Here is a 26,916-nt window from a genome sequence, read left to right as displayed (position 1 = left end):
AGTCGCACTAGTGATGGCGAAAGGGCTTTCAACATGCAGGAATTGAAAGTTATTGGAGTCGAGAGCGGTGCGCTGCTCGCAGCGTCTGAAGAGGGAGACCGATTCAGGATCCCCATCGACGAAGTTCTCCAGTCCCGGCTTCGCCAGGCCCAGGTGGAACCAGCGTCGGGGCCGAAGCTGAGTCCCCGGGAAGTGCAGGCGCACATCCGTGCCGGCATGTCCGCCGAGGACGTCGCCGCGGTCACGGGTGCGTCCATCGATTTTGTGCGCCGCTTCGAGGGCCCGGTCGTCGCCGAACGCGACTACATGGTCTCCTGCGCGCTGAGCGTGCCGGTGCACACCGCCATCGACCTCGACCCGATCGAGGGCGGCGCCAACTTCGGCACCGTCATCCGTGAGCGTCTGGCCTCGCTCGGCGCCACGAACGAGCGCTGGGCCAGCTGGAAGGAACCCGGCGCCGGCTGGATCGTCAAACTGGCCTTCACCGCCGATGACATCGACCACGACGCCCGGTGGGGCTTCGAACCCAAGAAGAACTCGCTCTCTCCGGTCGGCAGTGAAGCCATCGCCTTGTCGCAGCAGGGTGAACTGAAGGGTGCCCTGATCCCGCGGCTGCGGGCCGTCGGCGCCGAGACCAGCCTCGCCGATGTGTCCCGCTTCGACAGTGGCGCCTTCACATTCAAGGAATCACTGTCCGAGGAGACGTTGCACGATACGGCGCCGCTTCTGGACCCGGTGCCGTATTCCCGGTCGGCCGGCACAACGGATGCCGTGTCCCGTGCAGCCATCAAGCGCGCCGACGAACCGCCGCAGAGCCTGAGCGAGACGGCCGACCTGCTGGCGTCACTGCGCCGCCGCCGCGGGGAGCGCGAAGCCGCCGCTTTCGAAAGCAACCAGGTCGAGAGCCACTCCAGCCACAGCAACCCCGCCAGCACCAGCCCGGCCCCGGGCATCCGATTGGTGGACCAGCCGGTCGAGGCCGCCGCGGAACCCCACGTCGCTCCCTCGGCTCTCGCCGCCCCGCCGACCGAGGCCCCCCGCAACGCCTGGTCTGCCCAGGCCGCCGGGGGTCAGTCACCGGCCGCGACTCCGCGAGCGTCGGGTCATGGCAAGCGCGGGCGGGCCTCGATGCCCAGCTGGGACGAAATCGTGTTCGGTGCCCGCACCGACGACGACCTGCCCTAGCACGCAGGGTTTCAACGGCACCGGCACCGGCACCGGTCCGACGAGCCTGTGCATACGACTCGCCCACGCATTCGACTACCCTAGGCAAGTGAGAATCAACACCCGGCTGCGATCCACAAGCCGGATTCCTCTGCTCCAGGCAGTGAAGACATCCGTGGCCGTCGCCCTCGGCTGGATCCTGTCGCAACTGCTACTGGACACGGAGCAGCTGCCCGTCTTCGCCGCGATCGCCGCCCTGCTGGTGGTGCAGCCGAACATCAACCAGACCCTCGGTCGCGCAGTCGAACGCAGCCTGGGTGTTATCGGCGGGGTCATCATCGCCTATGGCGTCGGTGTCGCATTCGGCCAGTCCAGCTGGGTCGTTCTCCTGGCCATCGTGTTCTGCATCATGCTGGCGTGGGCGCTTCGGCTGGCCCCCAGCTCGGCGAGCCAAATTCCGATCAGCGCCATGCTCCTACTCACAATCGGCACGGCTACGGCTGAATACGCGCGGGATCGCATCGTCGAAACCATCATCGGGGCGGCGGCCGCACTCCTCGTCAACGCCCTGATCGTGCCGCCAGTGCTTCTTCGCCCGGCGCACGCGGCTGTGATCCGACTTGCCTACGAGATCGCGGACACCCTCGACCGGATCGTCGACGCCCTGCGATTTCCGCAGAAGGCCAGCCAGATCGAAGAGATGATGATCAAGGTGCGTCTGCTGCGCCCCATGCTCGCCAAGGCGGATCAGGCGCTCAAGCAGGCCGAGGAGAGCCTCACGCTCAACCCGCGGCACGCGGTGAACCGGCGTCTCCTCGACATCGACGAGGAGCTCTTCGCCCGGCTGACCTCGCTCGTCGCACGCGCGATCGGCATGACCCGGTCCCTGCGCGACCACTACGACCATTCCCTGCACCTCGAGCCCACGGTGCTCGCGATCACTGTCGAGCTGAGCCGTGCCGCCCATGACCTGAGGCTCCTCGCCGAACAGGTGGACCACCCCGGCGTCCAGCAGGTCAGCCTGCCGCAGAGACCACCCACCCTGACCGCCCCCCTGATCATTGCGACGCCTCATCCGCAGCACTGGATCCTGATCGGATCCCTGATGGAGGACCTACGCCGGGTGCGTGAGGAGATCAAGGGCGAATAGCCGATGATTTCCGAGGTGCACAATATGCCCGTCGGATCGAAAGGGAGCGCGCGCGTTTCTGACCCCGAACGCCTGCGCTCGGCCCGAGCAGCGTGGTCTCTCATTCACGACCAATACCCCGGGGCGTAGAGGATCGGAGCGGCCGCGTCGGTACCCTGACCAAAGGTCAACACGAGAGGGACCTCACTCCCGTGGGGTCCCTCTCGTGTTCTTGTCCACCCTGCGCAGACCTCTGCGCGCGGATGACTACGCCTGGTTGAGCGCGGCCTGAAGTTCGATGGTGATGATGACCTTTTCGCCGAGCAGCATTCCGCCGGTCTCAAGGGCCGCGTTATAGGTGAGGCCGAAGTCGGCGCGGGTGACCTCGGTCTTCGCCGTGGCGCCGGCCTTGTAGTTGCCGTACGGGTCGGTGCCGAAGCCGCCGAACTCGAAGTCGAAGGTTACGGGCTTGGTGACGCCCTTGATGGTGAGGTTGCCGTCGACGAGGAAGTCGTCCTTGACCTGACGCACGCCGGTAGAGACGAAGTTGATGGTCGGGTAGGTCTCGGCGTCGAAGAAATCGCCGGTGCGCAGGTGGCCGTCGCGGTCCGCCTGGTTGGTGTTGATCGTCACGACCTGGGCCGTGGCCGTGACGGAGGAGTCGAGCGGGTTCTCGCCGGTGACGAAGGTCGCGTCGAACTTCTCGAACGTGCCCTTGACCTTGCTGATCATGAGGTGGCGGATGCTGAAACCGACCTCACTGTGGGTCGGGTCGATGGTCCAGGTTCCGGCCTTGTAGCCGGGTATGCTCGCTGCGGTGGTCTGAGTCATGGGTTCTCCTCAATTCGCGGAACGGTGGATTCTCGTCCTCATCTTTATGCAAGCGCATAGGAAAGTGAAATATTCCGAATCGGGGAGAGTTCTTTTCGACAGTGGTCCGGCCACTCCCGCCGGAATCCCTTGACTGCCTCCGGGGCCGAGGGTACCGTCGGTCGCTCAGGGGGCTGGTGCATGGGTGGAACGGAGGGCTGAAATGCGCTCACGGTTCTTGCTCCCCCCGGGTTTGCTGATCGCCCTGCTCGCCGGATGCGCGTCCCCGGCCCCTTCGTCTCCCTCCTCTGCTTCGGCGCCGGCAACCGAGAGCGTGGTAATGCGCCCCATCACCGAGGGCGGTCTGCCTGCCGCGGGCTTCACCGTCACCGAGGAGACGACCGTCACGCTCGAGTGTGGCAGCGCGTCGTTCGATGAACGGCCGTCCGCGGTCGCCGTCGACGACAACATCCACGCCTGCACACCGTCGAGCGCGTTCGCCGTAGCGTGCTGGCAGGATGCGGCGCCCGGCTTTGTGGCCTGCTACCGCGACCCGTGGACCACGGCGGTGGTGCGCCTGCCGAGCACCGGGAGCCTGCCGGCGGCCACCGCGCCCGAGCAGGCGCGACCGCTCGGGCTGTTGCTCAGCGACGGGGACCGCTGCCTGATTCGCAGCGGTGGCGTTTGGAACGACCTGACCGAGCACCCCGCCTGGTACGGCACCTACTCGTGCACGGAAGATGGGGCGGTCTGGGCGGAGAGCGCAGACGGCATCGATCGGTCAGGTCCCCGGTGGACGGTGCGCGTCGCGCCCATTTCGGGGGGAGATCCGCTCACCACCCGCGAGGTCGTCACGGCGTACTTCGTCGGCACGGCAGAGGGCTAGCGGACTGAGAGCTGACCGGGCGCCCGGCGTACTGGGTCATGACTTTGGTGACACCCAGCTGAGGACACTCCGGTGCCTCCGACGAAGACGAGAATGCGTGATTAGAGTGTGCCGGCATCCATGAGTTCCTACTCGGTGCGGTTCGCTGCACAATCAGGATTCGGGGTTCACTCCTGGGATGCGCTGAGGGCGGCCCGGCCGCGCAGCACCAGGAGCTTGTAGGCAGCATCATCGATCTGCTCCGGCGTGAGCCGCCCGGTATCGACCGCTTCGACGATTCTGCCGATCAGAACTGTGACATCGGTGCCGTACCGTGCGGGATTCGCCGGCAGAACGTAGAGCAGCATGGTGTTGCCCGCTGCCAGGGCGGCGATCCCGTTCTCGGCCGGATCGGCGTACTCCGGCAGGCCGGAGTCCTGGAGCATCAGCAGATCGTCGGTAATCGTGACTCCGTCGAAACCGAGTTCGGTGCGGAGGATCTCGTGCCAGGCCGGCGACAGGCTCGCCGGACGCGGATCGACGCTCGGGTCGGCCGTGAGGTCGGCGACGATGCCGAAGTTGACACTCACGCCGACGGACTGGAGCAGGGTCGACCAACTGCGGAAGGCATCCTCTGTGGCCGGTGCGGGAGCGTCTGCAGCTGGGCAGCCCGGGGCGCCAGGTCGGCGGGCAGCCGGGAGACCTCGCCGCCCTCCTGGTCGATGCCGATGAGCAGCGGGAGTTCCGGGTCGGGACTGAGGGCATCCGTCATTGCCCGCATTTCTTCCGGGGAGACCGGCACGTTGTCACCCATCAGGATGAGTCCACCGAGGCCGTTCGCCCCGGCGAAGGTGCGCAGCTCGGCCGCATCTGTTCCCGGCTGGTGCAGCATCAGTAGGCTCGCGACCTTCTCGGTCAGGGACATGGCGGCCAGGCGGCGAGTGGCGTCTTCGGCAACAGGGTCGGCCGACCAGCCGGGCCGGAGCGGGGCGGCGGTGCCGCTTTTCGCGTCCGTTCCGCGCGCCGCGGTGCAGCCGGAGAGGGTGAGGGCCAGCAGGGCCATGGCGGCGAGCGCCGCCAGGCGGGGGGCTGGGGCCGGGTGTCGTCGGCCGGAGATCACCGGTCCAGGCTAACCTGCCGGCAGCTACCGCGGCGAAGCGCCCATCCGCTTCACCGCCGGCGGCGTTAGAATCGGTCTTCGAGCGGGGAGGCGCGCATGCAGATGAGGGACATGGCCGGCGAGGCCGTGCTGATCGCCGCCGGCGGGCGGTCCATCCTCCTGCAGATCGCCGACCCGGCGATCGGCCACGGAATTGCGCACCACAGCGACTTCGCCTCCCGACCGCTCGATCGGCTGCGCGGCACCCTGACCTACGTGTACGCGGTCGTGTTCGGAACGCCGGAGGAGGCTGCCCGGGCACGACGCCGGGTCGATCACGCCCACGCCCCGGTGTCGGGCTTGGCCACCGAGGCTCGTCCGGCTTACACCGCCTTCACCCCGGAGCTGCAGCTCTGGGTGGCGGCGACCCTGTATGACTCCGCCATGACCATGCGGGAGCTGGTCTACGGCCCGCTCGACGGAGCCACGGCGGACGCGCTCTACCGGGAGTACGCCGTGCTGGGCACGGCGTTGCAGATGCCCGCGGAGCTGTGGCCGCCCAACCGGGCCGCCTTCGCCGCCTACTGGGACCGACGCGTCGGCGAGTTGCAGACGGATGCCGCCACGCGCGCCGTGGCACGCCAGCTGCTGCATCCCCGCACCGGGCCGCTCTGGCTGCGGCTGATGATGCCACTGGGCCGGTTCGTGACCGTCGGGCTGCTCCCCCGCTCGGTGCGGGAACTGTTCGGCCTGCCCTGGACCGCGGGGGCGCAGCGCCGCTTCGACCGGCTGATCCGGCTGACCATACGTGTCTATCCCCGGCTTCCGCGCCGGCTGCGCCATTGGCCCAAGAACCACTACCTGCGCGCGATGCGGTAGTCGCCTGCGCTGGCGGTAGTCTGAGGGTTTCCCCAGCCTGAGGATTCCAATGACGCAGCACTCGGCCCCCGCCGCCCCGGGCACGCCCGACGGTCTCGACGCTATCGACCGGCAGATCGTGGCCGAACTCAGCCGCGACGGCCGCCTGTCGATGCGCCAGCTGGCCGTGCTCGTGCACATTTCCCGCACCACCGCGCACACCCGGATGCAGAATCTCGTGCGTCACGGTGTGGTCACTGGATTCGGAGCACAGATCGACCGCCGGGCGCTCGGGCTCAGGGTCTCCGCCCTCGTGATCGTCAAGATCGGCGATGTCTCTTGGGCCGAGATGGCCCGGCGCCTGAGTGAACTGCCCTTCGTCGAAAAAGCTCAGGCCGTGAGCGGCGACATCGACATCATCCTCACCGTCAGCGCTCCGGACCACGAGCAGCTGAGCCAAGCCATCCTGCGCGATATCCACAGCATGCCCGGCGTGATCTCCACCCGGTCCCACCTCATCCTCGAGGAAATCACCGGCCTGCCCCCGGCCCGTGCCGCGGACAGCTGGCACTGAATGGTCGTTTTCCGCGGACGAATGGCCTGGCGCGACGCCGCTTCGGACCAATCGTTCGCATCCGTCGCCGGGGCATCGTCGACGGCGCGGAGATGCCCCACCATTGCGACATGAGCCTCAATGTCGAGAGCCTGGTTGAGAGCCCCCTCACCGCGCCGCGTCCCCTCCGCCTGATCGATGACACCGGTCGCGCCGCGCCACTCGATGAGGCCTTCGGGTTTACCCTGCCGGACCCGGCCACACTGCTCAATCTCTTCCGGCGCATGGTCGTCGCCCGCCGGTTCGACGTGCAGGTCACCGCGCTGACCCGGCAGGGACGCCTGGCAACGTACCCGTCAGCTCTCGGCCAGGAGGCCTGCGAGATCGCCGCGGTCGCCGCCCTCGGCGCCGAGGACTGGCTCTTCCCCACCTACCGGGACAGCATCGCCCTACTGACCCGCGGCGTGCCGCCCGAGCACATCCTGGCCTCGTTCCGCGGGGACTGGCACAGCGGCTACGACCAGAACGCCCACCGGATCGCCCCGCAGGCCACCCCTCTGGCTACCCAGGCGCTGCACGCCGTGGGGCTCGCGACCGCGTCCAAGCTCAAACGGGAGCGCACCGTCGCACTGACCCTGCTCGGCGACGGCGCCACCAGCGAGGGCGACGCCCACGAGGCGTTCAACTTTGCTGCCGTCTGGCAGGCCCCGGTCGTCTTCGTGGTGCAGAACAACCAGTACGCGATCAGCGTGCCGCTGGACAAGCAGATGCGCTGCCGCACCATCGCCGACAAGGCCATCGGCTACGGGATGCCCGGCTACTTCGTGGACGGCAACGACGTCGCCGCAATGTACGCGGTCACCTCGTCGGCAATGGAGAACGCCCGCGCCGGCCACGGCCCGACCCTGATCGAGGGTCTGACCTATCGGATGGAGGCACACACGAACTCCGACGACCCGAGCCGCTACCGCGATCCCGGGGATCTGGAGATCTGGCGACGCCGCGACCCGATCACCCGCCTGGACACCTACCTGTGCGAGATCGGTGCGCTGAGCGACGCGGAGCGTGCGGACATCCGTGCCGAGGCCGAGGATCTGGCGGCGGACACCCGCGAATGCATGACCCGGTCCGCCCCAGTGGATCCGCTGGAGCTGTTCGACCACGTCTACGCGACCCCGCGCGCCGCCCTGGCGGAACAACGAGCTTTCCTCGCAGCTGAGCTCGACGAGCACGCAGAGAACGCAGAGCACGCCGAGCACGCCGAGCACGCCGTCGCAGCATCCGTCGCCGCCCACTCAGGAGTCAACTCATGACGCTCCCCGACACCGCACCGACGCCCCTGCGCGCACCGGTCACTCTCACCATGGCGGCGGCGCTGAACGCCGCGATCCAGGACGCGATGCGCGACGATCCGACGGTCGTCCTGTTCGGTGAGGATGTCGGCCCGCTCGGCGGCGTCTTCCGTGTGACCGACGGGCTGTACGCCGAATTCGGGGAGAGCCGCGTGAGCGACTCGCCGCTGGCCGAATCGGGGATTGTGGGCACCGCGATCGGCATGGCCATGTACGGCCTGCGCCCGGTGGTCGAGATGCAGTTCGACGCGTTCAGTTACCCGGCGTTCGAGCAGATCGTTTCGCACGTGGCCAAGATGCGCAACCGCACCCGTGGGCGCATCCAGCTGCCCCTTGTGATCCGGATCCCCTACGCCGGCGACATCGGGGGTGTGGAACACCACTCCGATTCCTCCGAGGCCTACTGGACGGCCACGCCCGGCCTCACGGTGGTCTCGCCATCGAATCCGGCGGATGCCTATTCAATGCTCCGCGAGGCCATTGCTTGTGACGACCCGGTCATTTTCCTCGAACCCAAGAGCCGGTACTGGGCCAAAGCCGAGCTCAGCCTGCCTGTGCGCACCGCGCCGATGACCACTGCGGTCGTGCTGCGGGAGGGCACCGATGTCACGCTGATCGCCTACGGTCCGACCGTGAAAACGGCCCTCGCGACAGCCGAGCTGGCCGTCGCCGAGGGGCTCTCGATCGAGGTGATCGACCTGCGCAGCCTCTCCCCGTTCGACGACGAGACGGTGGGCGCCTCCCTGCGGAAGACCTCCCGCGCCGCTGTGCTGCACGAGGCGGCGCAGTTCGGCGGCTACGGGGCCGAGGTCGCCGCCCGGCTGACCGAGCGCAACTTCTTCCACCTAGCAGCGCCGATCCTGCGGATCACGGGTTTCGATATCCCCTATCCCTCCCCCAAGCTCGAGCAATACTTTCTGCCCACTCCCGACCGCATCCTGACCGCCCTCGGAACCTGGGAGTGGAACTGATGGGTCAGAATTTCATCCTGCCCGACCTCGGCGAAGGACTCACCGAAGCCGAAATCGTCTCCTGGCTGGTCGCCGTGGGCGACACCATCACCATCGACCAGCCCGTGGTGGAGGTCGAATCGGCCAAGTCCATCGTGGAGTTGCCGTCGCCGTTCGGCGGTGTGGTCGAGGCCCTGAACGGGGTCGCCGGCCAGATCATTCACGCCGGGCAGGTGCTGCTGACAGTGACGGATGCCGCCGAGGCCGACACCGCACGGCCGACCGCTCGGACTGCTGTTACGCCCGCAGCGATGGCAGCCGGGGTTCCGGTCGCGGAGGTCGACGGGTCGGCATCCGGTGCCGTGCTCATCGGCTACGGCACGAGGGAGAACACGCGTCCCGTGCGGCGCCCTGCCACTGCGCGCTTCGGCGTGCGACCCGGCTCAGCGGCTCCGGTCGTCGCGGCAATCGTCGAACCGGTCTCCGAGGTGACTCCGGCCACCCCGGTAACGGCTCCGGCCTCTCCGTCTTACCCGGCCGGCCGCTCCCCCGTGGTCTCACCGCTGGTGCGGCGTCTGGCCCGCGAAAACGGCCTCGACGCGACCCTGCTAATCGGCAGCGGGAGCAACGCGCTTGTGCTGCGCCGGGACGTGGAATCGGCAATCCGGGAACGGGCCGCAGCGGTTGAGTCCACACCGGTGGTCGAGCCCGCGGCACTGGCCCAACCTGCACCCGTGGCGGAGCCGGTCGGAACCCGGGCCGCACCCACCGACGACATCCGGATCCCGATCACCGGCCTACGCAGGGTGGTGTCGGAGCGGATGACCACCTCGCGCCGGGAAATCCCCGAGGCAACCGTCTGGCTCGATGTGGACGCCACCGAGGTCTTCGCCGCGCGGGACCGTCTCTTCGACGCCACAGGCGAACGCTTCAGCGTGACCGCGCTGATCGCCCGGTTCACGGTCGCCGGACTGCGCCGGTTTCCGCTGTTGAACTCCTCAGTCGACACGGCCAGCCAGGAGATCCTCCAACGCGGTGCCATCAACCTCGGGCTTGCCGCTCAGACCCCGCGGGGGCTGATGGTGCCGGTCGTGCACGACGCCCACTCACTGACCACCCGCGAACTCCGGGATGCGATCGCCGGTATCGTGACCCAGGCAACGGATGGCTCGTTTCCCCCATCTCGACTCAGCGGCGGCACCTTCACCCTGAACAACTTCGGTGCTCTGGGTGTCGACGGGTCAGCCGCGATCATCAACCACCCTGAGGCCGCCATTCTGGGCATCGGACGGATGATCGAGCGCCCCTGGGTGGTCAATCACGCCCTCGCGGTGCGCACTGTGGTCGAGCTGTCGCTGGTCTTCGACCACCGGGTCTGTGACGGAGGCACCGCCGCCGGTTTCCTCACCTACGTCGCACGCTGCATCGAGAACCCTGTGAGCATGCTCGCCGACCTCTGACCGAGCCGCAAACGGCCTCGACCCTGCTGTGGTGCCGCCTGGGGTCGAGGCGTGCGCCAGGTCGTCTACGACACGCCAGGACATCTCGTGGCAGGGGTTTCCTGCCGCTGGGGTTTGTTGCGGTCGACGCCCTCAAGTGCGAATCCTCACCGGGCGGGCTATCCGGGCGGGTTATCCGGGCGCTCCGCCCGGATGCGTTTGCTTCTGGCCCCGAATTCCGGGCCCGAGTGCGCTCAAGGTCCGGCTTGCGGGCAGCCTGGCGGGCCGTGCCGTTCGCAGGCGAGCGCGCTCGACTGCGCGCAGTTCAGCGCGACACGATTATCGAGCAAGTCTCTCGATATAACTCCGAGGCTGTGATCTGTATCGGAGTGCCATTCGGACACACCAGACCCAGTTGATCGTCCCGCACGGCAATACGATCCGGCTCGATGGCAGAGCCCGCACAGTCAGCGCCGACAACACCTGAAGTCAGCGCGGCAAGCATGACAAGGTATGCCAGCGCTGCGACTATTCGACTGTTAGAACCACCCCGACGGCCCTCCAGTGAATACCGAATCTGCCGGCGCGACGCGAGGTCGGACTGGTGGAGCTAGGAGCGTGGTTCTTACGCGAGCAAAAAGTCACGCAGGCCCAGACCGTTCATGGTGCGTTGGTTCGACCGGCGCCAGCACTTAACCCGACGCCGATAGAACTGTAGCCGTTGCGCATTCGAAACCGAACCAGCTTGTGCACTGGAACACGCGTGGAGCCGATAATGCGGTCAATCTCATTTCGACGGGACTTTCTCGGCGGAACACACTTTGTAGAAATGGACTTCCATGATCGTCAAAAATTCCGCTTTGGTTCTCGTTACCCTCGTCGGCCTCGCTACCGTCACCGGCGCGGCCGCACCATCACAGGCCGACATCGTGCTCGGCGAACCGCAGGATGCCGCCCATGCGCACAATGACTATGAGCATGAGCGTCCGTTATTTGATGCCCTCGAGCACGGATTCACCAGTGTGGAAGCCGATGTTTGGCTCGTAGATGGCGAGCTTCTCGTCGCTCACGATCTCGAGGATGTCCAGGCGGGGGTTACTCTCGAAAGCCTCTACCTGGATCCGCTCGACCGCCTCGTGGACGGCCGTGCTGGCAGTGTCTACTCTGGCTGGGATGGCAGCTTCCAACTTCTGATCGACATAAAGAGTGACGGCGAGAGTACCTACGCTGCGATCGAGGAAGACCTGGCTGAGCATCGCTCGATCATGACCAAGTACACGAACGGCAAAACCAAATCCGGACCGGTTGTCGCCGTGGTCAGCGGCAACCGCCCTCTAAAAACCATGCAAAATCTTGACTCACGGTTGGCTTTCTATGACGGCCGCTCCGGCGACCTGACATCTGGAATACCAGCCGATCTCATGCCGCTGGTCAGTGAGAATTGGAACAAGCTATTCGTGTGGCAGGGCGTCGGTCCGATGCCGGAAAGCGAAAAGGTCAAGCTGCGCGAATACGTGCAGTCGGCGCACTCCCAGGGCTACCGCGTCCGTTTCTGGGGGACCCTCGATGTTCCGGGCGAAGCCCGCGAAGCGATCTGGACTGAGCTGCACGAGGCCGGCGTTGACCACATAAATACGGATGACCTCGCCGCGCTGGAGGAGTTCCTGGGGAGCCGGAGCTAGCGGAAATCGCCATCCACTCGCCCGGACCTGAAAGAAGTTCTGTGTGCACAGTTGATATCGATCGGTGTCCCCAGTTCGCGAACGAATTCCGCCGTTAACGGCACTGGCCTCCACGGCAAAATCTCCCAACGGGCTGCTGGGAGATTCATGCGGAGACCGTTTCCAAAGGCCACTCCCCCGAGACGTCGGAACGGTCCTTGTTGCCCGAAGTCGGGCAAGGCCTGCAGCTTTCGGAAATGACGTCCGACCGTGTAAGGCCGACAGGGAACCGCCGCCTACCCTCCTGGGCCGCGGGGTCGATGGGCGCCTACCTAGTGTCAGTCGCCGAACTCATTGCGGCAGTGTCCGTGATGCGCGCCTTCGAACTGGGCGGCGGGACGGCCGCACCCGAAGCGATGGTTCTGCTCATCGTGGTTCTGACGTTGCCGTTATCTACTGCTTACTATGTCGTCGGTTCACTGGGTTCATCGCAAGTGTCCGGGCCAGCAGAATTCGCCGTCGAAGCATTGACCATGAGCGCGGCGTTGTACTACCTGGGATTCTTCCTCTTGGCTGCGATCAATGCTGCCATCTTCAGATGGATAGTTATCAGCACTCGCCGTCGGCGGGCGGAAGCTCAGTCTGATTCCTGACGGTCGACCGACGCGCTAAGGCCCGTGGATCCAGCGCGAAGCAGTGGCCTGGCGAGGACAAGCCCGCAAACCAGGCCAGCGAGGGCAACAGGGAAAGTCACCAAGGCGCTGAGGTGCGGGAGCAGAGAACCTCCAAAAAACAAGGTGAGGCCGCCGACAAGGACAGCCGGGGTTGCGACGAGGGCGCAGGACCAGATGGGGGCGTGCATCGACCGAGCCAGACCGCGGCAGCGAAAAGGGCGACCGAACCCACGAGAATGAGAATCTTCCCCACACGATCGCGTTCAAGAGCCTCACCGGTTGGCTCAAAATAAAACGCATTATCGAGACCTGTCCCCAACAGGACCAGCCCGACGAGGATGAGCGCGGACCATGCGACCAGGGCGGCAGCCCAGAGTGAGAGGCGGACCCAACTGGCTGTCATCGCTCCACTCATTTCTGTTGTAGGCATGTGCGGAACGTGAAATGCGCTTCTTGAAAGCCGCAGGTCGTCGAGTGTCATCTCGTCAGGTTCCCCCCCACTGGACGCGTCAACCGCGGGACCGAGGCCCGAGCCTACTGTTCAGAATCGCTATCCGCACCGCCCCATTCGGGGAAGAAGCCTCGGCGTTGCCCGACGCTTTGGTCTGACGATCGCGTGCAGAAGTGTCGCCAATGGGACGAATCTGACACCGGGCACCTGCTTCGCGCCTTCGGTGCCAACGATGACCTCGCAACCCAGGTCGGCGACACCGACCTGTCAACGCTCGAGCGCTGCCAGGAATTCATTGCACTTCAGCTCGCCCCATCCAGCCCGTCCGTGCGCAACTTCGCAATCAGCGTCGACGGCAAGGCTGTCGGCAACGTGGGCATCGGAAACATGGAGCATCGACACGACACCGGTAGGGTCTACTACTGGGTGTCCGCCGAGGCCCGAGGCCAAGGCCTCGCCTCACGCTCCCTCGCCTCGGCTACCGCTGGGCATTTGAAAGGCGCGACTTGCTCCGGCTCGAGCTCAAGCACAGGGTCAACAACCCGGCGTCCTGCATCGTCACACTGAAAGTGGGATTCAATATCGCACCCAGCGGGCTGCTGGAAGGTTGATGTGGAGACCGTTCTGCTATCGGCGTCTCTTTGCTCGGGCGGCGAACTCGTCAAGGACTTGAACGACGTCCTTGGCTAGCCAAATTCGATTTCGTCGTCCGTCTGTGATTTGGGTCAAAATGTTGGCGTCAACAAGGCGATCGATAGCGACCTGGGCATTGACGCTCGAAATACCGAGCTGAGCTGCGGCTGCGGCTGCGCCGATCACGGGTTGCCGAAGCAGAATACCCACGAGCCGGTGTACCGCTGAATCTCGTCTCGCGCTGATGCGCCCGCGCCACTCCACCTGCACGCTTTCCAGGTCAGCCACGAGGATTCGACCATTGTGCACCGCCGCGAACGACGCCTCCGCGATGGAACGGATGATCGGGGCGACATCCCCGGACCGGTACGCGCTCAGGGCATCGAAATATCGACCGGTGTCGTGAAGCAGCCCCGCGGAGACCGGAACGACAACGTTTTGAGTGAGCCCTCCAGAACGCAGCATCGCCTGGATGAGTGCGCGACCGACCCTTCCATTTCCGTCGGGGAACGGATGGATTGTTTCAAATTGCGCATGAGCGATCGCGGTCTGGGCAAGCACGGGAAGATCAACTCGATTGGCGAAGGCAACAAGGTCGTCCATGAGCGCGGGGACGCGGTCCTGATGGGGCGGGACAAACTGTGCGGTGTGCGGCCCAAAACTCCCGCCACCGATCCAGACCTGCTGGTCACGCCAGTGACCGACGATGTCAGGATTGCTTTGCTCAAGGAGAGCGCGATGCATCTCCAGGATGGCGTTGCCGTCGATCGACTCAGACGGGGCAAGTGCCGCTTGCATCGCTCGGACGTTGCCGACGATGAGCTGCGCATTCTTCGAGGCGTGCTCACCGAGCTCCGCCAAGGCGATCTGCCGAGCGCCGCTCGTGAGGTTCTCAATTTCGGAGCTGGAGGCACTCTCGGTTCGAAGGAGAATGGACGCAAATGGTGCAGCGATTTGCCCCACTTCTGCATCGAAGCGGGCAAGCTCGCTGGCGGCCTCTTCAGTCAGCGCATGCATCTCGCTGTCGAACGGTATGTCGAGATCAGAGATCAACGCGGGCACCGACGCCAAGTACGGACCTGACGCCAGACGCTTCTGGGTTCGTAGGCCATACTCGTCCTGGACGCTTCGCCACGGTCGTTCTTCACAGCCGATCAACGGCCAGACCGACTTCTTCTCAAACATGGACATGTATCAAGTATACCAATGCTTATTAGCATATCCATAGTTACGGATTCACTCTATTCTGACTTATTCCACTCGACTGCTCCGAAACCTTGCGAAACGCACTTTCCGAAGCCAAAGAGAAGTCAGTGAAGTGCAGCGCTAGCTGGCGGTGAATTCGCATCGCTCAATGGCGTGAATGAACGGGTGAGCACATAGGGGTTCTCGATCCGATCAACAGATCATTCTGACTGGCGTGAAATTCGCGACCTGCGCTCGGAGATGATTCGCGAGACGCCGACCGGTTGACTCTCCCTGTGCACGAGAACGCGCGCGCGCGACGGGCGTCCGAAAGTCGGGGCTTCGCGGCCACCGGGTACCGTGTCCCATACAACCTCGACACCAGCAGGAGCGAACTGAAAATGGTCAAGAAGCTCTAACGCTCAATTGCCACCTTTTCGGTGGTACTGGCGACGTTGGCCGGGCTCGCTCACGTCCAGGGTTCCGCTTGCAGCCTTTAGGTTTGTGGGATGGATGAAGAGGTTCTGGCCGGGGGAAACTCGAGCATTGTCGTGCGGGTAGGCGACACCGTTCACCGCCCCGCCGGTCCTTGGACTCCCGCGGTCCATCAACTTCTGAGCACACTCCGCGCGGCGGGAGTGACGGAAGTACCTGAGCCCTTGGGCCTGGACGAGCAGGGCCGCGAAGTGCTCTCTTACCTTCCGGGAATCGTCGGCCACCACCCAATGCCCGGCTGGATCTGGTCGCCCAAGATCCTGCACGAGGCCGGGTCCTTGCTCCGAAGGGTGCATGACGCCAGCGCGCCCCTCGCGCACTCGGCCGCCATATGGCAGCTGCCTGCGCATCAGCCAATCGAGGTGGTGTGCCTGAACGACATCGCACCGTACAACATGGTCTTCCAAGACGGGCACATCACGGGTCTGATCGACGTCGATATGGCCTCCCCCGGGCCTCGGATTTGGGACCTCGCGTACCTCGCATATCGGCTCGTCCCGCTCGGCGAGTACGCAGACCATGACGCTCCGGACTGGGATGCTCGCCTCGGCCGGCTCGATGCGCTCATCCGTGCGTACGGCTCTGAGTTCGATCAGGCTGCTGTGCTCCGTGCGGCAGCGCACCGGATGGAGGATCTTGCCGTTTTCACGGATCAACGTGCCACCGACACAAGTCGCAATGATTTCGTGGAGCATGCCGCACTCTACCGACGTGATCGCGACCGACTTTTTGATATGATCGCAAGCCTGCAGGCCTCATGAACGCGGATATCCAGGTAGTCCAAGTCAAACGCCGGCAGCATCCGCATGAATGAACATCTCGGCTATGCCATCGAAGAACGCTGGCTCAGCCTCACGATGCCGTGAAAGCACAAGAACACCCGCCCGGAAGAGGTTTCCGAATGCCACTCTTCCGGGACTTCGGAATCTCGGCAAATTGGTGCCGAGCCTGGGTCCATAGGCGTCCGACGAACGAGTCTGTCGTCAGCGCAGTTCACCTTGAAGTCACAACGCGGAAAGCGTCAGGTAGCCAGGCCTCGAAGTACGGGTGCCTGCTCGGTTGCCAGAAGTTCTGTGCAGGTCGAAGGAACCAAAAGGTGCCACCGTCGGCGCGGCCGCGCGAGCCGCCCAATATGCCACTTCGATAGTGAACTTCACCGCAGGTACTAAATGGAGCGCTGGCCGATAGCCGCGGCGGGTTCCAGGAGTCACTGGTCATCCACTCAGGGCACTTGGAGGCGCCTGGTAAATCCATTCCGCGCGACCGTTCTTGCGCGTACCATTCGATGCATCGCTAGACCGTGACCGGCGTGCCATGCTTGCCCGCGCGGAGCTATCCCAAAAGAGTGCACCATGCGTGCAACCAGCGACAACAACAGGCGTCCCGCATCGGAGAAAAACGGCGGTTGGGAACATAAATCGGTCAGCATTGCGCTCAGGTGGGATAGCGGTTATCGTCGCCGGGCGGTCAGGCATCGCGATGTTTACCCTTGAGCTGATGGGACCGGTTCTCGGTTTCGATGACACCGACAATCCCGCAGTGAGCCTCCATTATCTGCGCCAGTATCCGCAGTTTTACGCTTTGGCGGCGGTCGCAGTGTTTATCATGGCACTCGCGTACATCGTGGCGAGTTTCGCTATCTCAGATGTGCTTACGCCACGCACGAGTATGACCACGCGCCGAAGCCTGAGCGCGCTCGCACTTTTCGCGGCTGCGTTCTTGTCCATGCACGGGGTCTTGCGCGAGTCGGTGGGGCCGTTGCTCTACATCGACTCGGTCAATAGGGGATGGGGCGAGTCCGCATACCTCACCATTCAGATGTTGGGAACCCATGGTTTCCTTGCGGCGGGCCTCATTACGCTCGCTGTCTGGTCCGTGGGTATCTGTCTGGTCCGTGGGTATCTGTGTGGCCGGGGCTCACTCCCGCCCCCTTCCGATCTGGTTATGTGCCTTGGGATTAGTCGCAGGCCTCCGTCTCGTGATGCTCAAGGCTGGGCCATTGATGACGGCAGCAGCGATCGACCTGCCCGGGATCTGGCTCGCCTCCATGGCACTGATCCCTCTGGGAATGCTTTGGTGGCTGACCCTCGGCGTGGTGCTGCTTGTCAAGTCCCGCCGCAATCACGAGCAGCCACCTGTCAATTCAGCACAGTGAACCACACCGAGTAGATGCGTAATGAAACCTGTATGACGACAGCACGAGAATCACCCCGGCATACCATATCGTGCCGCAAACTCATCAGGGAAGTGCGCTCACCTCGTTCCATCGTCACCTCAGCGATCGAGGCAGTGGACGTGTTCGTCCGTTCGGAGGGGCCCGCCCCAAGCGCCTATGCCGAATTTCTGGACGACATCGCGAGGTTCACCAGCAACCTGCTCGATGGACGCCCAACCGGCGGCATCAAGTAGGTCCCGCCGGGAAGGTATGCCACCGGCGGCTGCCGCACTGCAACCCGCCCGCATGAAGTTCCGTTAGAGCAAATGACGCGCGGGAGCCTGACGCTTCTTTGCCCTCCGGACCTGGTGGAGGATCGGCTCGGTGTATCCGTTGGGTGAGGATGCACCGTCGATGATGAGTCGGCGGGCGGCCAGAAACGCGAGCCCAGGCCCGGTTCTGCCGATCAGCGCTTCATAGGTCGGGTCATCGGAATTCTGTGCATCGACGACCGCCGCCAGTCGCCCGAGGCTGGCGTCGACATCCGTCTTGCTGATGACGCCGTGGGTGAGCCAGTTCGCGAGGAGTTGACTGGAAATGCGCAGCGTCGCACGGTCCTCCATGAGCCCCACGCCGTGAATGTCCGGAACCTTGGAACACCCGACCCCCTGATCGACCCATCGAACGACGTAGCCGAGGATCGACTGAACGTTGTTGTTCAGCTCGGTCAGGCGCTCCTCATCGCTGAGGTCTCGCTCGGAGAGAGGGAGGACGAGAATCGGGTCCAGGGCCTGGCCTGTCCGCCCGGCCAGTTCGTGTTGACGGGCGGCCACGTCGACCTCGTGATAGTGGATCGCATGCAGCGTCGCCGCTGTGGGAGACGGGACCCAGGCTGTGGTTGCACCGGAACGGGGGTGCGAAATCTTCTGCTCGAGCATGTCGTGCATGAGATCGGGCATGGCCCACATGCCCTTGCCGATCTGGGCACGGCCGGGAAAGCCCGCCGCGAGACCGGCGTCGACGTTCGCGTTCTCGTAGGCAGCCATGAAGGGCATGGAACGTATCGAGCTCTTGGTGGCCACTGGCCCGGCGCGCATGGAGGTGTGGATCTCGTCGCCCGTGCGATCGAGGAATCCCGTGTTGATGAAGACGATTCGCTCGGCGGCAACGGCGATACAGGCCCGCAAGTTGAGCGTCGTTCGCCGTTCTTCGTCCATGATCCCGATCTTCACGGTGAGTGGGGGCAGGCCGAGGAGCTGCTCCACCCGGGCGAACAGGTCGACGGTGAACGCGACCTCGTGGGGGCCGTGCATTTTCGGCTTGACGATGTAAACCGAGCCGGTGCATGAGTTGCCGCCGCGGGCCTCGCCGACGAGGTCGGGGAACGAACCGAGAACGGTCAGCACCGCGTCGAGGATTCCTTCGAACACCTCGGCGCCGGACGCATCCCGCACGGTGTCGGTCTGCATCAGGTGCCCGACGTTGCGCACCAGCAGCAGGCTTCGGCCGCGCAGCGTCAACTCGCCGCCGGTAGGAACGGTGTAGACGCGGTCGCCGTTCATGGTGCGCATGAAGACGCCGGCGCCCTTCCTGACGGTCTCATTCAGTGTGCCGCGCATGAGTTCGCGCCAGTTGCGGTAGCCGAGTACCTTGTCGTCGGCGTCGACTGCGGCAACCGAGTCTTCGAGGTCCATGATCGTGGTGACAGCGGACTCGAGCACGATGTCCTGGATGCCCGCGCTGTCCGTGGCCCCGATAGGTGCGGTCCGATCAATGATCACGTCGAGGTGCAGTCCGTGATGTCGGAAGAGCACGGACGACGGTTCCAACGCCTCTCCCCTGTAGCCGACCAGCGCCGAGGGCGACGCCAGGACAGCGGATGATCCGTCTTTCAAAGCCACGATCAGCGCACCGTTCTCGACTCGGTAAGCGACGGCATCAGCGTGCGAGCCCCGTTCGAGTGGGATGGCCTGGTCAAGCAGAGCCCGTCCGCGCGCGATCACCCGTCCGCCGCGGACGGCGTTGTAGGAATCCGCCCGGGACGCACCGCCGTCATCGGATATCGCGTCAGTGCCGTACAGCGCGTCGTAAAGCGAACCCCAGCGGGCGTTCGCCGCGTTGACAGCGAACCGCGCGTTGAGCAGCGGAACGACAAGCTGGGGTCCCGCCTGCGACGCGATCTCCGCATCGACGTTCGAGGTGGTGATGGTGAAGTCCCCGGGTTCGGGCGCGAGGTACCCGATCCTGGTGAGGAAAGCACGGTACTCGCCCGGGTCAGGCTGGCCGGGGTTAGCCCGGTGAAAGGCATCGATCTGGGCCTGCAGGTCATCCCTGATGCCGAGCAACTCAGTGTTCCGGGGAGTGAGGTCGCTGATCAGCGTGCTCAGCCCAAGCCAAAAGGCGTCCGCGGTGATGCCGGTTCCCTGCAGCGCCTCGTTCTCGACGAACGCGGCGAATGAGGAGGCGACATCGAGATCTGCTCGTTCGACGCGGGCGGAGAGGCCAGTAGTAGGCGCTGGGACGGATGCTGTGGTGGGTGTGTTCATCGTTGAACTCCTTGGGCTAGTGCGGGTACGCCCGCTCGGCCGACTGTGTCTGGCCAGTCTCGCACCCCGGCGCCGCCGCTCCATGACACACTCACGTCGGGCAGGTCTCGTGCAATAGGGTTCAATTATCCGGCAGACGCTTCACCCTCAGTTCGCCGCCTGGTCACAAACGCTGAATTGGGAACCTGATGTCTGAAGTTCGCGCACGCCCCAGTCGATCCGAGCGATTGGATGCGCTGCCGTTCACCCGGGAGCACCGCCGTGTGCTTGTGGGTTCCGGCCTGGGCTGGGCTCTGGATGCGATGGACGTTGGACTCATTTCTTTCGTTCTCGCACAATTGGCGGTGCAATGGCAAGTCTCCGACGCGGAGCTGTCCTGGATCGCATCCGCCGGGTTCGTCGGTATGGCCATTGGTGCAGTTCTCGGTGGTTTGCTGGCCGACCGTATCGGCCGACGCCAGGTTTTCGCTCTCACCCTTCTCGTTTATGGTCTCGCGACGGGAGCGTCGGCACTGTCCGAGACTGTGGCCGTACTCATTGCATGGCGATTTATCGTGGGGCTCGGTCTTGGCGGTGAGCTCCCGGTCGCTTCGACGCTCGTGAGCGAGTTCGCGCCTCCACGAATTCGCGGCCGCATCATCGTCATCCTCGAATCCTTCTGGGCCATTGGCTGGACCGTTTCCGCAGTCATCGGGTACCTGGTCGTACCGTCATCGGCCGACGGCTGGCGCTGGGCACTGGCTGTCGGAGCGGTTCCGGCCGTGTACGCGGTGGTCGTGCGCCTTCGGCTGCCGGAATCGGTTCGCTTCCTCGAGTCGCGTGGCCGCCTCTCTGAGGCGGAGTCGACCGTCCGACGTTTCGAAAAGTCCGCCGGAATCACCGCCGGACCCCATGATTCTGCGTGCCCCGCAAAGACAGGTGAGGGGCCGATCAAAACCGGTTCCCGGACACGCGTCACCGCGCTGTGGTCGCGCGGCCTGCGTCGCCGAACCGGTGCGCTGTGGCTGGTCTGGTTCTGCGTGAACTTCTCCTACTATGGCGCCTTCATCTGGCTTCCGACCATCCTGGTCGCGTCGGGATACTCGCTCGTTCGCTCCTTCGCGTACACGCTGATCATCACCGTGGCCCAACTGCCGGGTTATGCCGCTTCGGCGTACCTCATCGAGCGTTGGGGACGGCGCAGGACACTGGCCGTATTCCTTGCCGGCTCGGCACTTGCGGCGGCGTTATTCGCGGTAGCCGGCGATGCCACCCAGGTGATCGGTGCCGGCATGCTGCTTTCCTTTTTTAACCTGGGTGCGTGGGGAGCGCTCTACGCAGTGACCCCGGAGCTGTACCCGACCCGCATCCGTGCCACCGGGGCCGGCTGGGCAGCCGGCGTTGGACGGATCGCCGCGATCCTGGCTCCGCTGACCGTGCCGATGCTGCGCGAGATGGGCGGGACCGCACTTCTTTTCACGGTCTTCGCAATGTTCTTCGTGGTCGCTGCACTCGGCGCTCTTGGACTCCCCGAGAAACGGGGCGAGGCTCTGGAGGACTGAAACGGCAGGAACGGTTGCGCGAGACACCGGGGTATGCCCGATCTGACTTTGCACGACGGCGGCGGTCGGTTTCCGTCTCCTCCTCGGTATTCAAGTGGTAGAGATTGCCGAAGAACGCGTCGAACCCGTGCACGGTGGGCAGGAACTCGTTCGGTGAAGGCGATACCCTCGTTGGCAACCCGAAATATGGATGAGATTGTTCGGCTTGGTGTTGGCCTAGTCCAACACCGCGAAACCGGAGAATCTGCAGTGTCTCGCAGAGCTCAGGGCTTCGGCGGAACCCACTTCACGAAAGCCTGCTGACACTGGCAGGCTTGAAGGATGAATAACGTGATGACGGCAGCCGTACTGACGAGATTCGGTGGCACCGAAGCATTGGAATTGCACCACGATTGGCTCCGGCCGCGGCCGCAGGACCACCAGGTGCTGGTGAAAGTAACAGCGGCTGCCGTCAACAACACAGACATTTGGACGCGCCAGGGAGCACATGGGTTGCCGGAAGATCCCACGGCGCAGGCCGGCTGGCTGGGTTCGTTTGATTTTCCGCGCATTCAGGGTGGGGATATCACCGGCATTGTCGTCGAGGTGGGTCATGGTGTGACCGAAGAACTGTCGAGTCGCCGGGTGCTTGTGGACCCGGCTATCTACGGATGCGAAAGCGAGAATGCGTCTCCGGTGGGATACCTGGGCAGCGAGGCCGATGGCGGGTTCGCGCAGTACGTCGCAGTGGATGTCACTCATGCTCATGACGTGCTGGATTCCCCGCTATCGGATGAGCAGCTGGCGTGCCTGCCTGTGGCATTCGGCACCGCGATCGGAATTCTCGAACGTGCCAACGTGCGAGGCGGCGAAACCGTGCTCGTGACGGGAGCATCCGGCGGGGTTGGACGTGGTTGCTGACATCGCCGGTGGACCGGGGGTCTCCACCATGATGCCGATGCTTCGGGACAACGGGTGCTGGGTGATCGCGGGTGCTGTGGCGGGGCCGGTGATCGACTTCGACCTCCGCCGCCTCTATCTTCACAATGTGCAGTTGATCGGATCCTCGATGCACACCCGGGTTCATTTTCGTCGGCTCGTCGAGCTTGCACGCGGCGGGCAGGTCAGTCCTCAGGTCAGCTGCACGTTTGCCCTGACCGAGATCGCCGAAGCCCAAACGGAGTTCTCCGAGCGACGACACATCGGCAAGATCGTCATCCTCCCCCACTGAGACCAACTGTTGGTACCCGAGGGAAAACTCTGATTGATGCACTAATAGTGCACTATCGTGCACTTGTGGAAAAAAGTGCTGCGGAACTTGCGACCGCCATCGGTGTACGCGTCAAACACGAACGCCAACAACGTCGGTGGACTCTTGACCAGCTGGCGGAAGGAACCGGGGTGAGTCGCCGAATGCTGGTCAACATCGAGCAGGGTGCCGCGAACCCGAGCGTAGGGACACTGCTCCGGATCAGTGGCGCCCTCGGCGTGGGCCTCCCCGATCTGGTCGAACCGCCCCGATCGAAGCCGATGAAAGTCATCCGAAGGGGCAAGGGCGCGGTGCTGTAGACCGGCGCGCACGGCGGGCGCGGAGCGCTCGTCGCGGTGACTATACCGCCGAACGTCGTCGAACTGTGGGACTGGACCCTCGAAGCAGGCGATCGACATGTGAGTGAACCGCATACGGCCGGCACGAAAAAGCTCGTGCAGGTGCACATGGGAACGATCTCGATTTCGTCGGGAGAACAGACGGTCACGCTCAACGATCGCGACGCGCTCTCCTTCCCCGGCGACGTAGCCCATTCCTACGTCAACGCCGGCCCGCACACAGCACGATTCTCACTGACAGTGTTTGACCCGGGCGTCGGCTCGGCTACCCGAACGGAACGCGTTGATGCCTGAGCAGACGGCCTTGAACACGTTCCTCGACGCCGCCCGAGTCGACGATGACGTCTTTGCGTTACGGCCCGACTACCGGGCGGTGTTGGTCGCTGTCGATGGACTCGAGCCCGGCCCGAGTGATGAGGCAAGCGAGGCGCTGCTCCTCGCGGCGGAAGAGGCCGCCCGCTCCACTCTCCAGCAACAGGCTGTCGAGGAGGTTCCGCACATTGCCGCGTGGCGCCAGGCGTACCGGGCGTTCGGTGCGAAGCCGCAGCGCACCCGCAACAGTCTGGAGGCGCTCATGCGCCGCGCGGCATCCGGGCTCCCCCGTGTGAATCGACTCACGGACCTGTACAACGCAATCTCGATTCTGCACGTGGTGCCGCTCGGCGGGGAGGTCGTGTGGACCGAAGCGGGCGGTGTGACGTGTCGACGCTGGAACTGGCGTCAAGCACGTCGCACCCAGCTCACCGACACCACCACCAGCGCCCTGTTCATCCTCGACGCACTCGAACCGCTCGACGACGACGCACTATTGGCAGCAGCTCGGGAGCTCGAGCGGGAGCTCACTCGTCTCGGCTCGAACGTTCAGGTCGCGCAGCGCCGACTCGGAGCAAACGCACTGTCCGGAAATGCCTGACATGAACCAACGCAGCATCCCGATTCCCGCCTCGGCGCTTGCTGTCACGGCCATGCTGTCTGTTCAGCTCGGCTCGGCGCTCTCCGTCGACCTGATCGCGACAGTCGGTGCTGCCGGAACGGCGTGGTTGCGCCTCATGGCCGGAGCGATCATCTTCGTCGTTCTCGCCGGAGCCGCCGCACAACGGGATGCACCGCGTGTTCCCGCACCCGTGTCCCAGACAGGAGCCCCCACATGTTCACCGGACTCAACGCCTTCCCGCTGACACCCCTCTGCGACGACGTGTTCCAGCAGGATGCGTATGCACGTCTCGTGACGCAGCTGAGCACCGCCGGCGTCGACTCGATCACCGCGCTCGGCTCCACTGGTTCCTATGCCTACCTCGACCGTGAGGAGCGCCGCCTCGTCGCTGACACCGCCGTTCAGGCTGCGGGGAGCACCCCCGTGATGGTCGGCATCGGCGCGCTGCGCACCTCTCGAGTGCAAGCACTGGCCGAGGACGCCCAGAACGCGGGGGCATCCGGCGTGCTCCTTGCCCCTATGTCGTATCAGACACTCACCGAGGACGACGTGTTCGGCCTCTACGAAGACGTCACGGCGGGGCTCTCCGTTCCGCTTGTGGTGTACGACAACCCGGGCACAACCCACTTCACCTTCTCCGACGAACTGTACGCACGCATCGGGACCCTGCCGAACGTGACGTCGATCAAGATTCCAGGCCTTCCCACCGTTCCCGATGAAGCACGGGCCCGTGTCGACGCGATTCGCTCGCTCGTTCCCGAGCACGTCACCGTCGGGATCTCTGGGGACAGCGCGGCCGCGACCGGGCTCAATGCGGGATGCGAGGTTTGGTACTCGGTGATCGGCGGCACACTCCCCGCACTGGCCCTCACGATCACCCGCGCAGCACAAGCAGGAGATACCGCTGCGGCCGACGCTGAATCGCAGCGTCTGCAGCCGCTCTGGGAGATGTTCGCCGCTCACGGCAGTCTGCGAGTGACGGCCACGATCGCGGAACACCTGGGGCTCGTTCCTCCCGCCTCGCTGCCGCGCCCCATCCGCGGCCTGAAAGTGGCAGCACGCACGCGAGTCGCCCACCTCGTCGAGGATCTCGACTTACGAAACTGACGACCGTGACGATGCGCCTCGGGCTCTTCGCAGCCATCCGAACCGAACAGGTGGATGAATCTTGGACTTCAGAATCGGAGATCGCCGCGCGGCATCACCACGATGAGGAAAGTTGCGATCGGCACAAGGACAAGGGATAACAACCACCAGAGCAGTCAACCGCGTCCTTTCGACTCAGCAAGCCCTGCATTCACGAGTGTCAGCGCAAACCAGCACCCGCCGATCGTTGCCTCATTACCCAAGTCCATGCACTCATGCTCGCAGACGCCCGGCCGCGTTCGGCGATCAGACACCGGAGGGATGGGTCCGGGTGAGCGATTTTCTCATCATGAGCCCTAATGCGCACCACGCGTTAACCTCACCGGTTTTTGGGTGCCCGGGCAAGGTCCGTGAGTAGTCTCAACGCATGATTGGGTTGGGTGAGTTCGTCATCGGCTTGCTCGCCCTGATCGGCGTCACGGTGGTCGCGGTCGGCACCATTTCTGCCGACGATCGTCGGCGCATGCGCTCTGATGTTGATCTTCGCCGGGGATGGGCTGCTCACGCGGCTCGACGGTGGAATCCTGCTACTCGTCGGCGTCGTCTACACCGTGCTCATAGTGCGTGCCGCTCGCCGTGAGGCCGCCGTCGTTCGCACCGAGTCCGCCCGCGAGTACGGCATCACGAAACGAGAGATCGCCTCCACCGCACAGCTGGTGCGCGACGTGCTCTGCTCGTCGTTCGGACCTGACAAGACAACGGGATGACCCGGTCTGTCACGCCCGACCAGCAAGCGTGTGGACAGGCCAGCGGCCGACTCGTGGGACGATGCCGTTGTGCGGATTGATGAGGCTCAGGCGGACGTTCGACGTGTCTACCGCGGCGGCTTCGTCGGTCAATTGGTTTCAGGCATACTGTGGCTGATCGCGGCGGCCGTGGCGACTTGATTGTCGCCATGCGCATCGATCGCAACGCTGTTCCTGGGTGGGATGCTGATTTTTCCCCTGACGACGCTCACGCTTCGAACCGCCGGCGGGCCAGCGGCATTGCCCAAGGGCCATCCGATGGCGGCGCTCGCGACGCAGATCGCATTCACCGTCCCTTCGGGCATGCTCGTGACCGTTGCCCTGGGACTGACCGAACCGAACCTGTTCTTCCCGGCAAGCATGATCATCGTCGGTGCGCATTATCTGCCGTTCGTTTTCCTTTACGGGATGCGTCTCTTCGCCGTGCTCGCCGGACTACTGATCCTGGTCGGAACAGTGCTTCTCCTGTGGCTACCGGTGGGCGCTCCGCTCGGCGGATGGTTCGCGGGTGCACTCCTGGTCGGTTTCGCGTATCTGCCGCGCGCGTCCTCAGAACGGCGTGGGCACCCCTGACTGGGCATCCCGGCCGGGTGGGGCGGGCGACGGTGTGGTCGACACCGAGCGGATGACCGTGGCCGGCTCACTCACGAACGTGCGCCCGGTCGGCGACGTCCACTCAAGCGTGCCGTCACCGAGGTGCAACACCCGCCACCCGGTCTCGCTCATCAACGCATGACACGCCGGACACAGATGCGCGAGGTTGTCGTGCGCGGTCAGGCCGTCGAACTGCCAATCCAGGGAATGGTCCAGGTCGCAATGCGCCGCCGACCGGTTGCAGCCCGGAAACCGGCAGGTTTTGTCTCGCACCCGGAGGAACCGTTTCAGGTCTTCCGGGACCGCGTACCGGTCCCGGCCTACCGACAGCACCGCCCCCGTCTCCGGC

General features: G+C 64.7%; 30 protein-coding genes. 24 read left to right on the top strand and 6 right to left on the bottom strand.

Annotation, left to right across the window (positions count from 1 at the left end; all coding sequences use genetic code 11):
• Positions 1–33: 33 nt before the first annotated feature.
• Both sepH and E3T40_RS02400 read left to right on the top strand, forming a co-directional pair.
• Entirely contained in the window at positions 34–1,185 is a 1,152-nt protein-coding gene (gene sepH, locus E3T40_RS02405; protein WP_134542587.1) for a septation protein SepH, read from the top strand.
• Between the two features lie 88 nt (positions 1,186–1,273).
• Positions 1,274–2,314, top strand: a complete 1,041-nt coding sequence (locus E3T40_RS02400) for an aromatic acid exporter family protein (protein WP_166786550.1) — start codon at positions 1,274–1,276, stop codon at positions 2,312–2,314.
• Positions 2,315–2,560: 246 nt separating this feature from the next.
• Here the strand turns inward: E3T40_RS02400 and E3T40_RS02395 are convergent, their stop codons facing one another.
• A complete protein-coding gene (locus E3T40_RS02395) occupies positions 2,561–3,124 on the bottom strand; it encodes a YceI family protein (protein ID WP_104194909.1) in 564 nt (187 codons plus the stop codon).
• A gap of 319 nt (positions 3,125–3,443) precedes the next feature.
• On the opposite strand from E3T40_RS02395, the gene E3T40_RS02390 reads away from it, so the two are divergent.
• Positions 3,444–3,989, top strand: coding sequence for a hypothetical protein (locus E3T40_RS02390; protein ID WP_104169727.1), 546 nt, complete (start codon positions 3,444–3,446; stop codon positions 3,987–3,989).
• A gap of 167 nt (positions 3,990–4,156) precedes the next feature.
• Here the strand turns inward: E3T40_RS02390 and E3T40_RS02385 are convergent, their stop codons facing one another.
• Together E3T40_RS02385 and E3T40_RS02380 are read right to left on the bottom strand one after the other, a co-directional pair.
• A complete protein-coding gene (locus E3T40_RS02385; protein ID WP_166786549.1) occupies positions 4,157–4,558 on the bottom strand; it encodes a glycoside hydrolase family 3 N-terminal domain-containing protein in 402 nt (133 codons plus the stop codon).
• Positions 4,555–5,088 (bottom strand): glycoside hydrolase family 3 N-terminal domain-containing protein, encoded by a 534-nt coding sequence (locus E3T40_RS02380; protein ID WP_134542584.1) that lies wholly within the window; start codon positions 5,086–5,088, stop codon positions 4,555–4,557. Before E3T40_RS02380 ends, E3T40_RS02385 begins: the two co-directional genes overlap by 4 nt.
• Before the next feature lie 96 nt (positions 5,089–5,184).
• Between E3T40_RS02380 and E3T40_RS02375 the strand changes: the two genes are divergently transcribed.
• From E3T40_RS02375 to E3T40_RS02335, 8 genes are all read left to right on the top strand, one after another.
• Positions 5,185–5,946: an oxygenase MpaB family protein gene (locus E3T40_RS02375; RefSeq protein ID WP_241981646.1), complete on the top strand. Its 762-nt coding sequence runs from the start codon at positions 5,185–5,187 to the stop codon at positions 5,944–5,946.
• Positions 5,947–5,995: 49 nt separating this feature from the next.
• Complete coding sequence (locus tag E3T40_RS02370; protein WP_104169722.1) at positions 5,996–6,499, top strand: Lrp/AsnC family transcriptional regulator; 504 nt, start codon at positions 5,996–5,998, stop codon at positions 6,497–6,499.
• Positions 6,500–6,609: 110 nt separating this feature from the next.
• On the top strand, positions 6,610–7,791 hold the full coding sequence (pdhA, locus tag E3T40_RS02365; protein WP_134542583.1) for a pyruvate dehydrogenase (acetyl-transferring) E1 component subunit alpha: 1,182 nt from the start codon (positions 6,610–6,612) through the stop codon (positions 7,789–7,791).
• Positions 7,788–8,801 carry an alpha-ketoacid dehydrogenase subunit beta gene (locus E3T40_RS02360; RefSeq protein WP_104169720.1) on the top strand — a complete coding sequence of 338 codons (1,014 nt, stop codon included), beginning with the start codon at positions 7,788–7,790 and terminating at the stop codon, positions 8,799–8,801. Before pdhA ends, E3T40_RS02360 begins: the two co-directional genes overlap by 4 nt.
• The gene (locus E3T40_RS02355) at positions 8,801–10,240 is read left to right on the top strand and encodes a dihydrolipoamide acetyltransferase family protein (protein ID WP_134542582.1); all 1,440 of its coding nucleotides are present in this window, start codon (positions 8,801–8,803) and stop codon (positions 10,238–10,240) included. Before E3T40_RS02360 ends, E3T40_RS02355 begins: the two co-directional genes overlap by 1 nt.
• An 818-nt stretch (positions 10,241–11,058) precedes the next feature.
• The gene (locus tag E3T40_RS02345) at positions 11,059–11,901 is read left to right on the top strand and encodes a phosphatidylinositol-specific phospholipase C/glycerophosphodiester phosphodiesterase family protein (RefSeq protein WP_104169719.1); all 843 of its coding nucleotides are present in this window, start codon (positions 11,059–11,061) and stop codon (positions 11,899–11,901) included.
• A 314-nt stretch (positions 11,902–12,215) separates the two neighbouring features.
• Positions 12,216–12,533, top strand: coding sequence for a hypothetical protein (locus E3T40_RS02340; RefSeq protein WP_134542581.1), 318 nt, complete (start codon positions 12,216–12,218; stop codon positions 12,531–12,533).
• 637 nt (positions 12,534–13,170) lie between these two features.
• Positions 13,171–13,572, top strand: coding sequence for a GNAT family N-acetyltransferase (locus tag E3T40_RS02335; RefSeq protein ID WP_134542580.1), 402 nt, complete (start codon positions 13,171–13,173; stop codon positions 13,570–13,572).
• Positions 13,573–13,632: 60 nt separating this feature from the next.
• Here the strand turns inward: E3T40_RS02335 and E3T40_RS02330 are convergent, their stop codons facing one another.
• Positions 13,633–14,829 (bottom strand): Fic family protein, encoded by a 1,197-nt coding sequence (locus tag E3T40_RS02330; RefSeq protein WP_134542579.1) that lies wholly within the window; start codon positions 14,827–14,829, stop codon positions 13,633–13,635.
• 503 nt (positions 14,830–15,332) lie between these two features.
• On the opposite strand from E3T40_RS02330, the gene E3T40_RS02325 reads away from it, so the two are divergent.
• The 3 genes from E3T40_RS02325 (at position 15,333) to E3T40_RS02320 (ending at position 17,727) form a co-directional block, all read left to right on the top strand.
• A complete protein-coding gene (locus E3T40_RS02325) occupies positions 15,333–16,079 on the top strand; it encodes a phosphotransferase (protein ID WP_134542578.1) in 747 nt (248 codons plus the stop codon).
• A 1,241-nt stretch (positions 16,080–17,320) separates the two neighbouring features.
• Entirely contained in the window at positions 17,321–17,473 is a 153-nt protein-coding gene (locus E3T40_RS16205; RefSeq protein WP_206750351.1) for a hypothetical protein, read from the top strand.
• Positions 17,474–17,505: 32 nt separating this feature from the next.
• A complete protein-coding gene (locus E3T40_RS02320) occupies positions 17,506–17,727 on the top strand; it encodes a hypothetical protein (protein ID WP_134542577.1) in 222 nt (73 codons plus the stop codon).
• A 63-nt stretch (positions 17,728–17,790) separates the two neighbouring features.
• On the opposite strand, the gene E3T40_RS02315 is transcribed toward E3T40_RS02320, so the two are convergent.
• A complete protein-coding gene (locus tag E3T40_RS02315) occupies positions 17,791–20,019 on the bottom strand; it encodes a malate synthase G (protein ID WP_134542576.1) in 2,229 nt (742 codons plus the stop codon).
• Positions 20,020–20,207: 188 nt separating this feature from the next.
• On the opposite strand from E3T40_RS02315, the gene E3T40_RS02310 reads away from it, so the two are divergent.
• The 10 genes from E3T40_RS02310 to E3T40_RS02265 all read left to right on the top strand — a co-directional run bounded on the left by E3T40_RS02310 (position 20,208) and on the right by E3T40_RS02265 (position 26,546).
• Complete coding sequence (locus E3T40_RS02310) at positions 20,208–21,560, top strand: MFS transporter (RefSeq protein WP_134542575.1); 1,353 nt, start codon at positions 20,208–20,210, stop codon at positions 21,558–21,560.
• 321 nt (positions 21,561–21,881) lie between these two features.
• Positions 21,882–22,460, top strand: a complete 579-nt coding sequence (locus E3T40_RS16645; RefSeq protein ID WP_198411912.1) for an alcohol dehydrogenase catalytic domain-containing protein — start codon at positions 21,882–21,884, stop codon at positions 22,458–22,460.
• Positions 22,450–22,770 carry a zinc-binding dehydrogenase gene (locus tag E3T40_RS16640; protein ID WP_198411911.1) on the top strand — a complete coding sequence of 107 codons (321 nt, stop codon included), beginning with the start codon at positions 22,450–22,452 and terminating at the stop codon, positions 22,768–22,770. Before E3T40_RS16645 ends, E3T40_RS16640 begins: the two co-directional genes overlap by 11 nt.
• Before the next feature lie 47 nt (positions 22,771–22,817).
• The gene (locus tag E3T40_RS17480; RefSeq protein ID WP_370287854.1) at positions 22,818–23,108 is read left to right on the top strand and encodes a helix-turn-helix domain-containing protein; all 291 of its coding nucleotides are present in this window, start codon (positions 22,818–22,820) and stop codon (positions 23,106–23,108) included.
• Between the two features lie 36 nt (positions 23,109–23,144).
• Positions 23,145–23,441, top strand: coding sequence for a cupin domain-containing protein (locus E3T40_RS17475; RefSeq protein WP_370287851.1), 297 nt, complete (start codon positions 23,145–23,147; stop codon positions 23,439–23,441).
• Positions 23,434–24,060 carry a B3/4 domain-containing protein gene (locus tag E3T40_RS02290; protein WP_134542573.1) on the top strand — a complete coding sequence of 209 codons (627 nt, stop codon included), beginning with the start codon at positions 23,434–23,436 and terminating at the stop codon, positions 24,058–24,060. The genes E3T40_RS17475 and E3T40_RS02290 overlap by 8 nt, the downstream gene beginning before the upstream one ends.
• A complete protein-coding gene (locus E3T40_RS16865) occupies positions 24,053–24,325 on the top strand; it encodes a hypothetical protein (RefSeq protein WP_233194142.1) in 273 nt (90 codons plus the stop codon). The genes E3T40_RS02290 and E3T40_RS16865 overlap by 8 nt, the downstream gene beginning before the upstream one ends.
• Positions 24,295–25,188 (top strand): dihydrodipicolinate synthase family protein, encoded by an 894-nt coding sequence (locus E3T40_RS02280; RefSeq protein WP_134542572.1) that lies wholly within the window; start codon positions 24,295–24,297, stop codon positions 25,186–25,188. Before E3T40_RS16865 ends, E3T40_RS02280 begins: the two co-directional genes overlap by 31 nt.
• A gap of 512 nt (positions 25,189–25,700) precedes the next feature.
• On the top strand, positions 25,701–25,934 hold the full coding sequence (locus E3T40_RS02270) for a hypothetical protein (protein ID WP_104169709.1): 234 nt from the start codon (positions 25,701–25,703) through the stop codon (positions 25,932–25,934).
• Between the two features lie 222 nt (positions 25,935–26,156).
• On the top strand, positions 26,157–26,546 hold the full coding sequence (locus tag E3T40_RS02265; protein WP_134542571.1) for a hypothetical protein: 390 nt from the start codon (positions 26,157–26,159) through the stop codon (positions 26,544–26,546).
• On the opposite strand, the gene E3T40_RS16500 is transcribed toward E3T40_RS02265, so the two are convergent.
• A partial coding sequence (locus E3T40_RS16500; protein ID WP_206750350.1) for an HNH endonuclease signature motif containing protein occupies positions 26,523–26,916 on the bottom strand: 394 nt, incomplete at its 5' end. The genes E3T40_RS02265 and E3T40_RS16500 overlap by 24 nt on opposite strands.

It is taken from the genome of Cryobacterium sp. TMT1-19, assembly GCF_004403055.1.
Lineage (GTDB): Bacteria > Actinomycetota > Actinomycetes > Actinomycetales > Microbacteriaceae > Cryobacterium > Cryobacterium sandaracinum.
Note: the sequence above shows the minus strand (reverse complement) of the source record. Positions and strands in the feature narration are given on the sequence as shown.

What these genes read in the sequence shown, in the direction of transcription:
- E3T40_RS02325 (WP_134542578.1), top strand. Translation starts at nt 15,333, where the DNA reads ATGGATGAAGAGGTTCTGGCCGGGGGAAACTCGAGCATTGTCGTGCGG.
- E3T40_RS02375 (WP_241981646.1), top strand. Translation starts at nt 5,185, where the DNA reads ATGCAGATGAGGGACATGGCCGGCGAGGCCGTGCTGATCGCCGCCGGC.
- E3T40_RS02310 (WP_134542575.1), top strand. Translation starts at nt 20,208, where the DNA reads ATGTCTGAAGTTCGCGCACGCCCCAGTCGATCCGAGCGATTGGATGCG.
- E3T40_RS16205 (WP_206750351.1), top strand. Translation starts at nt 17,321, where the DNA reads ATGACGGCAGCAGCGATCGACCTGCCCGGGATCTGGCTCGCCTCCATG.
- E3T40_RS02370 (WP_104169722.1), top strand. Translation starts at nt 5,996, where the DNA reads ATGACGCAGCACTCGGCCCCCGCCGCCCCGGGCACGCCCGACGGTCTC.
- E3T40_RS02265 (WP_134542571.1), top strand. Translation starts at nt 26,157, where the DNA reads ATGCTGATTTTTCCCCTGACGACGCTCACGCTTCGAACCGCCGGCGGG.
- E3T40_RS02345 (WP_104169719.1), top strand. Translation starts at nt 11,059, where the DNA reads ATGATCGTCAAAAATTCCGCTTTGGTTCTCGTTACCCTCGTCGGCCTC.
- E3T40_RS02390 (WP_104169727.1), top strand. Translation starts at nt 3,444, where the DNA reads ATGCGCCCCATCACCGAGGGCGGTCTGCCTGCCGCGGGCTTCACCGTC.
- E3T40_RS02360 (WP_104169720.1), top strand. Translation starts at nt 7,788, where the DNA reads ATGACGCTCCCCGACACCGCACCGACGCCCCTGCGCGCACCGGTCACT.
- E3T40_RS02330 (WP_134542579.1), bottom strand. Translation starts at nt 14,829, where the DNA reads ATGTCCATGTTTGAGAAGAAGTCGGTCTGGCCGTTGATCGGCTGTGAA.
- E3T40_RS02320 (WP_134542577.1), top strand. Translation starts at nt 17,506, where the DNA reads ATGACGACAGCACGAGAATCACCCCGGCATACCATATCGTGCCGCAAA.
- sepH (WP_134542587.1), top strand. Translation starts at nt 34, where the DNA reads ATGCAGGAATTGAAAGTTATTGGAGTCGAGAGCGGTGCGCTGCTCGCA.
- E3T40_RS02355 (WP_134542582.1), top strand. Translation starts at nt 8,801, where the DNA reads ATGGGTCAGAATTTCATCCTGCCCGACCTCGGCGAAGGACTCACCGAA.
- E3T40_RS16645 (WP_198411912.1), top strand. Translation starts at nt 21,882, where the DNA reads ATGAATAACGTGATGACGGCAGCCGTACTGACGAGATTCGGTGGCACC.
- pdhA (WP_134542583.1), top strand. Translation starts at nt 6,610, where the DNA reads ATGAGCCTCAATGTCGAGAGCCTGGTTGAGAGCCCCCTCACCGCGCCG.
- E3T40_RS02315 (WP_134542576.1), bottom strand. Translation starts at nt 20,019, where the DNA reads ATGAACACACCCACCACAGCATCCGTCCCAGCGCCTACTACTGGCCTC.
- E3T40_RS02270 (WP_104169709.1), top strand. Translation starts at nt 25,701, where the DNA reads ATGTTGATCTTCGCCGGGGATGGGCTGCTCACGCGGCTCGACGGTGGA.
- E3T40_RS02280 (WP_134542572.1), top strand. Translation starts at nt 24,295, where the DNA reads ATGTTCACCGGACTCAACGCCTTCCCGCTGACACCCCTCTGCGACGAC.
- E3T40_RS16865 (WP_233194142.1), top strand. Translation starts at nt 24,053, where the DNA reads ATGCCTGACATGAACCAACGCAGCATCCCGATTCCCGCCTCGGCGCTT.
- E3T40_RS02395 (WP_104194909.1), bottom strand. Translation starts at nt 3,124, where the DNA reads ATGACTCAGACCACCGCAGCGAGCATACCCGGCTACAAGGCCGGAACC.
- E3T40_RS02290 (WP_134542573.1), top strand. Translation starts at nt 23,434, where the DNA reads ATGCCTGAGCAGACGGCCTTGAACACGTTCCTCGACGCCGCCCGAGTC.